The sequence below is a fragment of the Campylobacter sp. 7477a genome (assembly GCF_014892335.1).
GTDB lineage: Bacteria > Campylobacterota > Campylobacteria > Campylobacterales > Campylobacteraceae > Campylobacter_A > Campylobacter_A californiensis.
Genome location: NZ_JADBJH010000010.1, coordinates 72257 through 84515 on the forward strand (window position 1 = coordinate 72257; position 12259 = coordinate 84515).

16 protein-coding genes and 2 tRNA genes are annotated in these 12259 nt (G+C 36.9%); 12 read left to right on the top strand and 6 right to left on the bottom strand.

Going from position 1 to position 12259, the window contains the following annotated elements:
* Window positions 1-53 precede the first annotated feature (53 nt).
* Genes CCAL5182_RS06345 through CCAL5182_RS06375 form a run of 7 tightly spaced genes read left to right on the top strand, consistent with a single transcriptional unit; the run spans window position 54 to window position 4884 of the window.
* Window positions 54-296 (top strand): HP0268 family nuclease, encoded by a 243-nt coding sequence (locus tag CCAL5182_RS06345; RefSeq protein ID WP_169971404.1) that lies wholly within the window; start codon window positions 54-56, stop codon window positions 294-296.
* Entirely contained in the window at window positions 293-1597 is a 1305-nt protein-coding gene (gene miaB, locus CCAL5182_RS06350; RefSeq protein WP_169937453.1) for a tRNA (N6-isopentenyl adenosine(37)-C2)-methylthiotransferase MiaB, read from the top strand. The genes CCAL5182_RS06345 and miaB overlap by 4 nt, the downstream gene beginning before the upstream one ends.
* Window positions 1578-2312 (top strand): lysophospholipid acyltransferase family protein, encoded by a 735-nt coding sequence (locus CCAL5182_RS06355; protein ID WP_169937271.1) that lies wholly within the window; start codon window positions 1578-1580, stop codon window positions 2310-2312. The genes miaB and CCAL5182_RS06355 overlap by 20 nt, the downstream gene beginning before the upstream one ends.
* A 3-nt stretch (window positions 2313-2315) precedes the next feature.
* Window positions 2316-2768, top strand: a complete 453-nt coding sequence (locus tag CCAL5182_RS06360) for a hypothetical protein (RefSeq protein WP_169937269.1) — start codon at window positions 2316-2318, stop codon at window positions 2766-2768.
* A 55-nt stretch (window positions 2769-2823) separates the two neighbouring features.
* On the top strand, window positions 2824-3837 hold the full coding sequence (locus CCAL5182_RS06365; RefSeq protein ID WP_169937267.1) for a hypothetical protein: 1014 nt from the start codon (window positions 2824-2826) through the stop codon (window positions 3835-3837).
* A complete protein-coding gene (locus CCAL5182_RS06370) occupies window positions 3834-4355 on the top strand; it encodes a hypothetical protein (RefSeq protein ID WP_169937265.1) in 522 nt (173 codons plus the stop codon). The genes CCAL5182_RS06365 and CCAL5182_RS06370 overlap by 4 nt, the downstream gene beginning before the upstream one ends.
* Complete coding sequence (locus CCAL5182_RS06375; RefSeq protein ID WP_169937263.1) at window positions 4348-4884, top strand: hypothetical protein; 537 nt, start codon at window positions 4348-4350, stop codon at window positions 4882-4884. Before CCAL5182_RS06370 ends, CCAL5182_RS06375 begins: the two co-directional genes overlap by 8 nt.
* On the opposite strand, the gene tilS is transcribed toward CCAL5182_RS06375, so the two are convergent.
* Genes tilS through panC form a run of 3 tightly spaced genes read right to left on the bottom strand, consistent with a single transcriptional unit; the run spans window position 4873 to window position 7991 of the window.
* Entirely contained in the window at window positions 4873-5856 is a 984-nt protein-coding gene (tilS, locus tag CCAL5182_RS06380; RefSeq protein ID WP_336610538.1) for a tRNA lysidine(34) synthetase TilS, read from the bottom strand. The two genes, CCAL5182_RS06375 and tilS, sit on opposite strands and share 12 nt — an antisense overlap.
* 4 nt (window positions 5857-5860) lie before the next feature.
* Window positions 5861-7168, bottom strand: a complete 1308-nt coding sequence (rimO, locus tag CCAL5182_RS06385; RefSeq protein WP_336610539.1) for a 30S ribosomal protein S12 methylthiotransferase RimO — start codon at window positions 7166-7168, stop codon at window positions 5861-5863.
* 1 nt (window position 7169) lies between these two features.
* On the bottom strand, window positions 7170-7991 hold the full coding sequence (panC, locus tag CCAL5182_RS06390) for a pantoate--beta-alanine ligase (protein ID WP_169937258.1): 822 nt from the start codon (window positions 7989-7991) through the stop codon (window positions 7170-7172).
* Window positions 7992-8112: 121 nt separating this feature from the next.
* Here panC and prfB point away from each other — a divergent pair, with 121 nt between their 5' ends.
* Window positions 8113-9207, top strand: coding sequence for a peptide chain release factor 2 (gene prfB / locus CCAL5182_RS06395; protein WP_336610540.1), 1095 nt, complete (start codon window positions 8113-8115; stop codon window positions 9205-9207).
* A 2-nt stretch (window positions 9208-9209) separates the two neighbouring features.
* On the opposite strand, the gene CCAL5182_RS06400 is transcribed toward prfB, so the two are convergent.
* Entirely contained in the window at window positions 9210-9752 is a 543-nt protein-coding gene (locus CCAL5182_RS06400; RefSeq protein WP_169971394.1) for a tetratricopeptide repeat protein, read from the bottom strand.
* 80 nt (window positions 9753-9832) lie between these two features.
* Between CCAL5182_RS06400 and CCAL5182_RS06405 the strand changes: the two genes are divergently transcribed.
* From CCAL5182_RS06405 to CCAL5182_RS06420, 4 genes are all read left to right on the top strand, one after another.
* Window positions 9833-10147 (top strand): type II secretion system protein, encoded by a 315-nt coding sequence (locus CCAL5182_RS06405; protein ID WP_169937252.1) that lies wholly within the window; start codon window positions 9833-9835, stop codon window positions 10145-10147.
* A gap of 126 nt (window positions 10148-10273) precedes the next feature.
* Entirely contained in the window at window positions 10274-10957 is a 684-nt protein-coding gene (locus tag CCAL5182_RS06410; RefSeq protein WP_336610541.1) for a tetratricopeptide repeat protein, read from the top strand.
* Complete coding sequence (locus CCAL5182_RS06415) at window positions 10950-11537, top strand: tetratricopeptide repeat protein (protein WP_336610542.1); 588 nt, start codon at window positions 10950-10952, stop codon at window positions 11535-11537. Before CCAL5182_RS06410 ends, CCAL5182_RS06415 begins: the two co-directional genes overlap by 8 nt.
* A 101-nt stretch (window positions 11538-11638) precedes the next feature.
* Window positions 11639-11944 (top strand): c-type cytochrome, encoded by a 306-nt coding sequence (locus CCAL5182_RS06420; protein WP_169937247.1) that lies wholly within the window; start codon window positions 11639-11641, stop codon window positions 11942-11944.
* A gap of 105 nt (window positions 11945-12049) precedes the next feature.
* Here CCAL5182_RS06420 and CCAL5182_RS06425 read toward each other — a convergent pair.
* Both CCAL5182_RS06425 and CCAL5182_RS06430 read right to left on the bottom strand, forming a co-directional pair.
* A tRNA-Glu gene (locus tag CCAL5182_RS06425) sits at window positions 12050-12124 on the bottom strand.
* A 12-nt stretch (window positions 12125-12136) separates the two neighbouring features.
* Window positions 12137-12212 (bottom strand) — tRNA-Lys (locus CCAL5182_RS06430).
* Between the last annotated feature and the right edge of the window lie 47 nt (window positions 12213-12259).

Here is a 12259-nt window from a genome sequence, read left to right on the forward strand (position 1 = left end):
TATTAGCGATTTGATATACTTACAAATTCAAAAATTACAAGCAAGGATAAAAAATGGAGCTAAAACTCGCTAGAACCGAGATTGATACAAAACCAAAAACGATCTCACTTGATAAAATCGAAGCTGCCGTAAACAAAGACGGACAAAAAATTTTTTATTTTGATAAAGAAAACAGTCACAAACAGCTGATCGAGCTAGTTGAATACTTTGAAGAAAAAGGACTAAGCGTCTATCATAGAAGCGTTAAATACGGTCTTGACGACAACGACTACATGTATGAAGTTCATATCTTATAATGAGTAAAAAGCTTTTCATACAAACGCTAGGCTGTGCGATGAATGTTCGCGATAGTGAGCATATTATCGCTGAGCTTAGCCAAAAAGACAATTACACTTTAACCGAAGATATGGGTGAGGCGGATTTGATCCTTATAAATACTTGTTCTGTTCGTGAAAAACCGGTACATAAACTTTTTAGCGAGGTCGGAGCATTTGAAAAGGCAAAAAAACCAGGTGCCAAAATAGGCGTTTGTGGCTGCACGGCAAGTCATTTGGGTAGTGAAATTTTTAAACGTGCGCCATATGTTGATTTTGTTTTAGGAGCTAGAAACGTCAGTAAAATTTCAACTGCCGTCAAAACTCCAAAATTTATTAGCACCGATATAAACTACGATGAGAGCGACTATGCCTTTGGTGAATTTCGCGGATCGCCGTTTAAATCATACATAAATATATCAATAGGCTGTGATAAAAAATGCACTTACTGTATAGTTCCGCACACGCGTGGCGATGAGATAAGCATACCTTTAAATTTAATACTTTTAGAAGCCCAAAAGGCAGCCGACAGAGGCGCAAAAGAGATATTTTTACTTGGTCAAAATGTAAATAATTACGGTAAACGTTTTTCAAGTGCACATGAAAAGATTGATTTTAGCGACTTGCTTGAACGACTAAGCGAGATTGATGGCATCGAGCGCATACGATTTACAAGCCCGCATCCACTTCACATGGATGATAAATTTTTAAATGTTTTTGCAAACAACCCAAAAATTTGCAAATCCATGCACATGCCGCTTCAAAGCGGAAACACAAAAGTGCTTTGTGAAATGAAGCGCGGATATACCAAAGAGTGGTTTTTGGACCGTGCCTTAAAACTTCGCGAACTTTGCCCTGATGTAAGCATTAGCACGGATATCATCGTGGCTTTTCCTGGCGAGACAGATACAGAATTTCAAGACACCATGGATGTGCTTGAAAAAGTTAGGTTTGAGCAAGTTTTTAGCTTTAAATACTCGCCTCGTCCGCTTACGAAAGCAGCTGAATTTACAAACCAAATTCCAGACGATATAGCCTCGCAACGCCTAACAAGACTTCAAAGTCGTCATAATGAAATTTTAGATGAAATAGTAGCAAAGCAAAACGGTAAAATTTTTGACGTTTATTTTGAAGAGCTTAGAGCAAACGGAGCCGTAGCAGGACGAAGCTTTAACAACTTTTTAGTTCAAGTCCAAGGGAGTGAAGAGCTGCTTGGCAAGACACTAAAAGTGCGCATAACTAATCCAAAAAGAATGGTGCTTTATGGCGAACTTGTGGAGTAGAGCCAAAAAAAGTATATTTATAAATTTTAGCGTATGGGCCATTTACCTGCTCATGCGCATTATCTTTTTAACCTGCAAAAAAACATATACCGACACAAGACTTCCAAAGCACGGTTGCGTTGTTGTGTTTTGGCATGGGCGACTAGCCATGATGAGCTTTGCGTATTTAAAATTTTGGACAAAAGATTTTAACAAACAAAAACACGGGAAAGTTATAATCAGCGACCACAAAGATGGCGAGATTATTGCAAGGATAATTAAATTTTTTGGTATCGATACCATACGAGGAAGCAGCTCAAAAGGCGGAGCAAAAGCACTTATTACCGCGTTAAAAGAGATAAAAAGCGGGGTTGATGTCATCATTACGCCAGATGGACCAAGAGGACCAAGACACAGCATCGCTGATGGCGCCGTAGTTATCGCACAAAAAACAAATTCTGAAATTTATGTCCTAAACTATGAAGCCGATAAATTCTGGCAACTTAAAAGCTGGGATAAAATGATAATACCAAAACCATTTTCAACTATAAATTTCAGCCTTTCCGCTCCTTTTAAAGTTGATGGCTTAGAACTAGATGACGCAAAAGAGCTTATACAAGAAAATTTATGGAAAGCTTCACAAAAAGACGGCGGCAAAAGCGTCGAGGAAAATAAAAGCGATTTTGTTGCAAATTTAAAAGTATGGTGGGTTAAAAACGCCAATAAAAACAGGTAAAACATGAAAAAATCACGCTCAACAGCTGCTATCTTGGCAATACTGATAATATTTTTTGCTTGGCTATTTTTCGAAACAAACACATCATATCAGCTAAGCTTTAAGGCTAAATTTTATTATGAGATAGGCAATTTTCAAAAGTCACTTGAGCTAAGCGAAGAGGCTATAAAACTTGATATCTACAACAAAATGGCAAACACCTTGCTTAACCAAAGTAAAATTTCTCTCGAATTTACAAACTACATAAACGACGGTAAAAAATACATAAAAATGATCGAAAACATCAGCCAAGGAGAGGTCAGCAACAGCGACAAGGAGCGTATAAAATTAATATGCGATATCATGATAGAGCAGTACGCCTTTTTAAAAAACAGCATACTTATCGACGACGCTTTAAAAGATGAAGCCAAAAAGACGAAAGAGAATTTTGAAAAGTTAAAAAAAGAGCTTTTTTAATCTTATTTAATACGTTTTTAGATACCATTATATAAGTTATGATTTTAGGAGAAGTATGTCGTTTTCTATTCGCGGTATGTTTTCAAATTTATTTTTAAGCGTTCTTATTGAGGATTCAGAGTGCATATTTTACGGACGTGTCGTTAAAAATAAAGAGGTCATAAACACTATAAACGCAAAATTTACAGACATAAACCCCGAAGACATAGACCAAAAGGTTCTTGACTTCATACAAAGACAAGAGAAAAACTACTCTAATATATACATATCTTTATTTTTTAATAGCCCATACCAAGGGGCACTTCCTACCATCAAAGAGGAAGAATATAATAAATTTCATATAAATTCCGACGGACTTGTAAGCATAAAAATGCAAAATGAATGGAGCATTTATGCTGATATGCTGGCCGTTAGAAGAGCCAAAAACACATTTGGAAGAGATAGCGTTGATCTTATATATTCGCCTATCGCCCTACTTTTTCATGAGCTTTTAAAACGCCAAATCCCTGAAAAAACGACGCTTTGTGTGTATAACCATGAAAAATCCGTCACACTGTCTATATTTAAAGATAAAAAAATGAGACTTTCTACGTTTTCGATCATAAACGAAAACCAGCCAAGCGGTGATACAAATTTCACCGAGCAAAAGCTTGAGTTAGAAGACATTACGGATATTGACAACCTAATCGTTAAAGAAGAGAGCGAGGCAAGCTCGATAGATGATTTTCAAAGTCTTGACGATCTTTTAGGTGATGATAAATTTCAAGGTTTTGAAGACTTAGGATATGACCTAAATATGCCGGTTTCACAAGATGTAGAAAAGTCCGTTGCGTTATTTGGACGCGACATGAACACTTTTGAATATATCCTTTCAGCCATTAAAGAATTTTACAACAACCCGCTTTATGACGCTGATTTTATCGAGCAAATAATTGTATTTGACAACACAAAAACTAGCGCGACATTCCTGCAATACCTTGAGTCAGAACTACTGGTTGAGACATCGGTCTATCCTATAAATACTCTTGAGATCATGAACGAGCTTATGTATGAGGAGATAAAACTATGACTTTTAGCTTTATTACGCCTGAACCGAGACCGATTTTAAGCCTATTTAGCAAACTTTGGCTAACACTTATCGGCTCTGTTTTCTTCGTTCTTTTGCTAGTAAATTTACTTATCATATATAAAAACTACTCGCTTGCCACAAACACCAAAGACTTATTTGCCGAGCAAACAAGCTTAAGCGAAAAAATAGTCCATGCAGATGAGGTTTGGGCGACATTAACTACAAGAATTTCTGCTGCAACTGATATTTACACCTCGAACACTTTACTTAAAAAAAGCCTACATAATCTTTTCGATCTAGTTCCTGACAGCATTACACTTGAAGAGGTATTGATGCAAAAAAACTCACTAATAATACGAGGCACCACACCAACAAAAGACGTATTTAACCAGCTTTTGGCAACCCCGCTAAAATCAATATTTACCACTTCAAACACAAGCTTTTATCAAACCAAAAACGGCTGGTATGGATTTATTAGCACAAACAAAATAGATAACTCCGAGGGATACAATGAGTAAAAGACGCGACACAAGCCTTGAAAAGATAGACGTAGTCAAGCTTTTACTTTATATTTTGATATTTATAGTTATCTGCTTTGTGATGATATTTGCATTTATCGTGCCAAATATCAAAGAATTTAAAGAGCTAAGTAGAGAAAATCGCTCTCAAATGTCATCATATTCAAAGGTCAAGCAAACATACGACGGTAAAATCGCGGCACTTGAAAGCCTAAAGGAGAAAAACGAATTTATCATCTCCTCTTATGACGCAAAATTTGACAAACAGAAATTTATAAATTTCGCCTCTACTTTTTTTAACGAAGTAAGCTTGAGTGAAGCCGAAGAAACTAATCCCGATGAAAGCTTTTTCCTCTATCAACTAAATGTCACGACCTCAGTTAAAACACCGCAGAAATTTTATGATTTTTTAGATGCACTTAGCAAATACGAAAGCATAATTAGAGCCGAATTTCCGATCAATATGAAAGGCGATGGAGACAAGATCCACACTATCTTTAATATACGTGTTTATGGTCTAAAACCTTAACTCCACTAAATTTATGCCAGCACTAAATAAATAGCCTCGAATTTGCGCCGGCATACCAAGAATTCGGCACTTTTCCTTAAAATCCTTATCCATTTTAGTTTTTACAAACGGTGCAATCAAAACACTTTCGTCTTTGTATAAACCAACCGCTATACGTCCCGAGATAACACAGCCACCTTTTAGGCACCTTTTGCACTCTAAGCGCTGAGCCTCGCTCATCACAACACCTAAAGTTTTAGCTACCCTATCAATGCCGTTTAGTGTGTTTTCGTCGTATTTAACACTATAAAGATCTTGTGAAATTTTACTTATCTTAGGCTCAAATTTAGCGCGTTCGGCTTCTAAAATTTTAAAACTTCTAGCTACGCCCTCTTTGAAATTTGCCAAAAATTCTGTTGCAAATTTAGCCCGTATAAAATTTCGCTTAAATTTTTCATCGACATTACTCTCATCGACAAAGTAAACTAATTTTCCCTCTTTTAGATACGCTAAAATTTCAGCCTTACTTATGCCAATGAGCGGTCTATAAATTTCACACCACTCCCTGCTTTCATGCTCATTCATACCTAACATCTGCAAAAGTCCGGCGCCTCGTGAAAGCTGCATCATAAACCACTCCAAGCGGTCATCAAGCTGATGGGCTAAGATTAAATTTTTATATCCGTGTTCAAGAAAAATTTTCTTAAAAAATTCATACCTTATTTCTCTTGCCTTGGCTTCAAAATTCCCGCCTTCAAGCTTAACGCTAAGAGTGAAGATCTTTTTTTTAAAGTTTTTTGCAAGAGCTTTTGCACTTCTTACTTCGTCTTTGCTTTGCGCTCTTACATTATAGTCTACAATAGCGATATCAAACTCAACTACAGCATCATTTAGCAGATAAAAAAGTGCCGAACTATCGACACCATGAGAAAAAGCCAGTAAATTTTTACCGTTTTTTAAAGCATCAATACTCTCTTTTGATAAATTTATCATAGGATTAAGCTCTTTTTATAACCCTTGCAATTAATTTGTTATCAACAGAGTCAGTAACCTCACAAAGATACCTAGCACCAACTTCAAGCTCACGCTCATCACTTTCGTTAATTAAAATTTCGCCGTCTATATCTTTATCCCAGATATCCATTTTACCACCAAAAAACATCTCACCCTCGCTACTTTCACCTTCTATACTGGCGATTATCTCGCGTCCTATTTGTGATCTAAAGCTATCATCTAATGTTTTTTTAATAACCTTTTCTATCTTTGATAGTCGTTTTGAGATGATTTTAGTAGGAATTTGCTCCATATCAAATGCAGCAGTATCCTCCTCTCTTGAGTAGGCAAATGCTGAAATTCTATCAAATTTAAACTCTTCTAAAAATTTACAAAGTGAGTCAAAGTCCTCATCGCTCTCTCCTGGATGTCCCACGATAACGCCGGTTCTTAAAAATGAATTTGGAGCAGATCTCATGGCGCTTAAAATTTCACGCACCTTTGCTTCACCGCTTCCTCGTTTCATCACGCGTAGCATTTTATCATTGATATGTTGTATAGGCATATCAAAATAGTTATGAAATACAGGCGAAGCAACTATCCTATCGATCAACGCCATTGTTGTTGTGCTTGGATAAAGGTATAAAATTCTAGCGCTTTTAACACCATTGATCTTCTCTACTTCATCAATAAGCGATATAAGTCCGTCACTAACGCCATTATCACGCATCCACGAGCTGCTATCTTGAGATAAAAAGCTAAAGTCATAGTAGCCCTTTTGGACTAGTCTTTTTACTTCATCTATGATATTTTCAAGACTTCTTGACTTAAGTTTGCCTTTAAAAGTGGGTATCGCGCAAAAGCTACATTTTTGATTACAGCCTTCAGCGATTTTAATATACGCATGATAGTTTGAGCCAGTTATAACACGTTCTTCGTTGCTTTGTAGATACACGTCCGGGTTAAATAAATTTTGCTTTTTTAAGATTATTTCATCGATCTTGTCATAGTCACCCACGCCCGTAAAAAGATCTACCTCAGGTAGTTCACGCATAAGTTCTTCGCGGTATCTTTGCATCAAACAGCCGGTTACAACAAGCGTTGCGCCTTGTTTTTTAGCCTCTACCATCTCAAGTATAGTGCGCACACTCTCCTCTTTTGCCGAAGCGATAAAACCGCATGTATTTACGATTATCACGTCTGCATCTGAAATTTCATTTGTTAGCTCGAAGTTGCGAAGACGACCAAGCATTATTTCAGAATCAACTAAATTTTTATTACAGCCAAGAGATATAAGATAAAGTTTGCTCATTTTAAACCCACAAATTATCTATCAAACGTGTTTTGCCGACATAGGCTGCAACAAGGATTATGGCATTATCAAGTTCTATCTTTGAAATTTCATTAAATTCTCTATCGACAACAGCAACATAATCAACCTGTAAGGGCTCAAGCGTATTTAGCATACAAGCCTTTATCTCGCTAACATTTAGTTCACCCTTTTTGATTAAATTTGAAGCATTCATTAGCGAGCGAGACAGCCTTAAAGCGTGGCATTTTTGCTCGTCGTTCAAGTAGACATTTCTACTTGAAAGCGCCAAACCGTCGCTTTCTCTTACGATCTCACAAGGTATTATCTGGGTGTTTATAAACATGGTTTTTACCATATTTTGCACTATTAAGACTTGTTGTGCATCTTTTTTACCCATATAAACACGCGTTGGACGGACTAGATTAAAGAGTTTTGTAAGCACTCTAAGAACTCCGTCAAAATGACCAGGACGAGTTTTACCCTCTAAGATATTTGCAAATTTTTCAGGTGCTTTTATCTTTGGTTCATTTTCAAAATACATCTCTCGCCCATTAGGTATAAAGATCGCATTAACGCCGGAAAGTTCGCACATTTTTATGTCTGACTCTTCCTTTTTAGGATAGCTTTCAAAGTCCTCTCCGGGCAAAAATTGAGTTGGATTAACAAATGTAGAAACGATACTGATACAGTTTTCGCTTACACATTTTTTTATCAAACTCAAATGCCCCTCATGCAAAGCACCCATCGTAGGCACAAAACCGATCTCACCGTTACAACTGGCTATAAATTCACGTAGCTCTTTTACGCTTCTTAAAATTTCCATTATATACTTCTTTTTTATGATTTTTAAGGCTGTATTTTAGCAAAATGCTCTTAAACTCATGATTAAATTTTGACTATAAGCTTTTTTTGGATAAAATCAGCCAAAAATTCAAGGAAATCATGTGGATAATTACGAATATACCGAGCTTTTAAAAACCCTACACACAAAAGTTCAAAACATCTCAGCTATCATAAAACCAGAAAATATTAAAGCCAGACTAAAAGAGATAGAAAATTTAGAACAAGATGAAAATTTCTGGCAAGATATCGCAAATGCTACTGCTATCGGCAAAGAAAAAACTAAAATTTCAAATATGCTTGAAAAATTTAACAGTGCAAAAAGTGCTGTTGATGACGCAAAAGATCTTTATGAGCTAGCAAACTCTGAAAGCGACGAAGAGACTGTAAACGCACTATTTGACGATGCTTCAAATTTAGAAGACAAGATAACCAATCTTGAAATTTCAATGCTTCTAAGCGGCGAAGATGATAATAAAAACGCCATCATCTCTATCCACCCTGGAGCAGGCGGCACAGAGAGCAACGACTGGGCATCGATGCTATACCGTATGTATCTACGCTTTTGCGAACGCGAGGGATTTAAGGTTGAAACTCTTGACTTTCAAGGGGGGGACGAAGCCGGCCTAAAAGATGTTAGCTTCATAGTAAAAGGAGAAAATGCCTTTGGTTATTTAAAGGCTGAAAACGGTATACACCGTCTTGTTAGAGTAAGTCCTTTTGATAGTGCCGGACGCCGCCATACAAGCTTTTCAAGCGTCATGGTAAGCCCAGAGATAGATGACGATATAGAGATTGAGATCGATGAAAAAGATCTTAAAATAGACACTTACCGTGCAAGTGGGGCCGGCGGTCAGCACGTAAACAAAACCGAAAGCGCCATACGTATAACACACGCGCCTACTGGCATAGTAGTGCAGTGCCAAAACGACAGAAGTCAACACAAAAACCGTGCAACCGCTATGAAAATGCTCAAATCACGCCTTTACGAGCTTGAGCTCATGAAACAACAAGAGGCAAACGCAAATGTGGAAAAAAGTGAAATCGGCTGGGGGCATCAGATACGATCATACGTACTTTTCCCTTACCAGCAAGTAAAAGACGTAAGAAGTGGAGAGGCATATAGTCAAACAGACGCCATACTTGACGGCGATATTAAAAAAATGATAGAAGGTGTGCTAATTAGCCAAAAGAGTTGAGATTAAAATTTCAACTCTTTAAATTTTTCGCATGCTTCATTTATGCCACCTGCACAAGCTCTATTTAGAAATATTTTAGCGTCATTTTGCTCGTTTGTTTTAAGATATAACAAGCCAAGATCATAATCTGCCAAAGCAGAGCCCAAATTTGACGCTTCATAGTAATACGCCTTTGCTTTTTTGAAATTTTGATTAACCCCAAGACCATACTCATACATATAACCAACACTTCTTAAAGCCTTGGTATTACCATATCTTCCCGCTGTTTTAAACCAAAACATAGCACGCAAAAGATCTTTACTCACATGAAGCCCATCTCTATAATAAACTCCGACTTGATACATTGCAAGGATATTTCCGGCTTTTGCCTTTTCTTCAAAACGCATAAATGCCTTTTTGTATTTACCCTCTTCATGAAGCATTAATGCCTCTTTGAGCTCTAGAGCTTGCGGATCATCGTAGCTAATGTCGGAATTTGATTTTTGATTAAACACGCAGCCTGATAAAAACAGTGTCAAAACGAACACAAATATAAGCTTTTTCACCACTTTTCCTTTAAATTTAGCAAATATTATCCTAAAAGTCTTATAATGTTTATAAATTTTTAACAAACAAGGAGATTATAATGGATTATAACGCGCTTTTAAGTCAACTAGGTTACACTATCAACGAAACTACAGTAGCTCAAATGCAAAGAATTTTTAACAACATGGACGGCGTAAATATACAAAATATCGTATCTTTAAACGATCATTTAAAGCCACATCTTTGTTTTGTTGCAATGAGTGGTAGCGAAGATAGGCTTAAGATAAAAAACGTAGCGACTATTGCAGAGATAAAAGAACGCGTTGAAGACATTATCGCTGATTGGGCGGAGAAATACAAAATAAAACTTGAAAAGATCAACGACACAACATACTACATCATCGGACGCGAATAACACTATACGCCACACAAGTTTTGTCTTATGGGCAAAACTTTTGGCGATCTAAGTGACAAATTTTACTCATCTAAGCTCAATCAAGGCGTTAAAATAATCTTTTTTGAGTGACTTTAAGGAGCAAATATGAAAAATTTTATACCATTTTTATTAGTAATACTTTTAACAGGATGTTCACAAATATCACAATTTTCCCCGCAAAAAGATGGCCAGATAATAGACCAAGAAAGTAAGTGGCAAGAAAGCGAAGATCAAAAAATAGTCAAAAACAAAGAGCAGATCTCTCAAAATGCCATAATGCTTCTTGTTCCAAAATGCAACGAAGGAGAAATGTCAGCTTGCAATGATGCCGGAGCTAACTATGAATTTTTAAAACAATACGAAAATGCGGCAATATACTACGAAAAAGCCTGCAATGGCGGTGTTGAGCTTGGATGTGCGAATTTGGGCATACTTTACGAGCATGGTCTTGGAGTCAAAAAAGATCCTAAGCGCGCAGCAGAAATTTATAGAACAAGTTGCAACCAAGGAGGCGCTAGATCTTGCTATAACTTAGCAAATGCATACCGAAAAGGAGAGATCGTAGCACAGAATTATGCTCTTGCAATGAACGCCTACGAAAATGCTTGCAAAAAAAACGATATCCCATCATGTGCAAACATAGGCGCTATGTATGAGCTAGGTCTTGGCGTAGAAAAAGACGAAAGAAGAGCGTATCAAATTTATAAAGTCGCTTGTTTTAGAGGTTTTAGCAAGGCTTGCCCTCAAATGAAACGCCTTGGCATAAAACTAGGCGAGATAAATGAATAAAAAAATCATAAATTTAGCTTTAATAATCGCTTGTGCATTTGCTTTTAGCGGTTGCTGGTCATGGCAAAAGATAATAAGCTTTGGCTATCTGCAAAGCGAAGAGGAAAAATTTGAAGAAAAAGCCAGGCAAGAGCAAGAAAAACTTATCGCGCAATGCGAAACCGGTCAAAGTATCGCATGCAACAACCTTGCTGTAAATTTTAGCAGGCTTTCAAATTTTAATGATGCTAAAATTTATTATGAAAAAGCTTGCAACAACGGGCTTGTGACAGCTTGTTCAAATTTAGGACAAATTTACGAGCAAGGGCTCGTGGATGAAAATATAGACGAGAAAAAAGCTATGCAACTATATGACTTTGCTTGCAAAAACAACGATGGAGTTGGATGCTATAACCAAGCCCTATTGCTCCACAAAAACAATCCTCAAGATAGCAAAAAAGTGCTTGAGCTGTTAGCAAAAAGTTGCAAATTTGAATACGCTCAAGCTTGTTTTTTATTAGCAAAACTAAGCAACAATGAGGCAAAAGCGAGAAAGCTATACGAGCGTGCTTGTAAATTTGGCAAATGCGAAGACAAGTAAGCTAAAACTTTTCTTCGCTTTACCGATATAGTTTTATGACTAAGTTAGAATTTTACTTTTGTATAATATAATTTTCAAATAAATTTTTGTAAAGGAAAAAAATGAAAAAATTACTTATTGTTTCAAGCGTTGCAGCCTTGTTTGCTTCTTCTATGTTTGCAGCTGACGGCGCAACTATCTATAAAAAATGTATCGCCTGTCATGGAGCAAAAGCAGAGAAAGTGTTTAACAACAAAGTTCCTGCACTAACATCGCTAGATGCTGCTGCCATAGTTGCTTCTTTGCAAGACTACAAAGCCGGCAAAGCTAATAAATTTGGCATGGGTGCCATGATGAAACCTATCGCTACTCCACTTAGCGAAGATGATGCAAAAGCTGTTGCAGAGTATATTCAAACTCTAAAATAATCCAAAGAGGGGCATAGCTCCTCTCTTCTCTTTAAAAATTTATATTTTCTTTCGTTTTTTAATGTTTAATTTTTACTAGGCATAATTGGATTATAAATTTTGAAGTGGTGACCCATACGAGACTCGAACTCGTGTTACCAACGTGAGAGGCTGGTGTCCTAACCGCTAGACGAATGGGCCAACAAATAACAATGGTGCCCCGTATAGGGTTCGAACCTATGACCCCATCATTAAGAGTGATATGCTCTACCAACTGAGCTAACGAGGCTCTTCGGGTAATGCTTACCTTACTTCGACTTTAAACTAAAGTCAGGA

What these genes read in the sequence shown, in the direction of transcription:
- CCAL5182_RS06405 (WP_169937252.1), top strand. Translation starts at nt 9,833, where the DNA reads ATGGATTATAACGCGCTTTTAAGTCAACTAGGTTACACTATCAACGAA.
- CCAL5182_RS06420 (WP_169937247.1), top strand. Translation starts at nt 11,639, where the DNA reads ATGAAAAAATTACTTATTGTTTCAAGCGTTGCAGCCTTGTTTGCTTCT.
- rimO (WP_336610539.1), bottom strand. Translation starts at nt 7,168, where the DNA reads ATGAGCAAACTTTATCTTATATCTCTTGGCTGTAATAAAAATTTAGTT.
- CCAL5182_RS06375 (WP_169937263.1), top strand. Translation starts at nt 4,348, where the DNA reads ATGAGTAAAAGACGCGACACAAGCCTTGAAAAGATAGACGTAGTCAAG.
- tilS (WP_336610538.1), bottom strand. Translation starts at nt 5,856, where the DNA reads ATGATAAATTTATCAAAAGAGAGTATTGATGCTTTAAAAAACGGTAAA.
- CCAL5182_RS06415 (WP_336610542.1), top strand. Translation starts at nt 10,950, where the DNA reads ATGAATAAAAAAATCATAAATTTAGCTTTAATAATCGCTTGTGCATTT.
- CCAL5182_RS06360 (WP_169937269.1), top strand. Translation starts at nt 2,316, where the DNA reads ATGAAAAAATCACGCTCAACAGCTGCTATCTTGGCAATACTGATAATA.
- panC (WP_169937258.1), bottom strand. Translation starts at nt 7,991, where the DNA reads ATGGAAATTTTAAGAAGCGTAAAAGAGCTACGTGAATTTATAGCCAGT.
- CCAL5182_RS06410 (WP_336610541.1), top strand. Translation starts at nt 10,274, where the DNA reads ATGAAAAATTTTATACCATTTTTATTAGTAATACTTTTAACAGGATGT.
- CCAL5182_RS06345 (WP_169971404.1), top strand. Translation starts at nt 54, where the DNA reads ATGGAGCTAAAACTCGCTAGAACCGAGATTGATACAAAACCAAAAACG.
- CCAL5182_RS06365 (WP_169937267.1), top strand. Translation starts at nt 2,824, where the DNA reads ATGTCGTTTTCTATTCGCGGTATGTTTTCAAATTTATTTTTAAGCGTT.
- CCAL5182_RS06355 (WP_169937271.1), top strand. Translation starts at nt 1,578, where the DNA reads ATGGCGAACTTGTGGAGTAGAGCCAAAAAAAGTATATTTATAAATTTT.
- CCAL5182_RS06370 (WP_169937265.1), top strand. Translation starts at nt 3,834, where the DNA reads ATGACTTTTAGCTTTATTACGCCTGAACCGAGACCGATTTTAAGCCTA.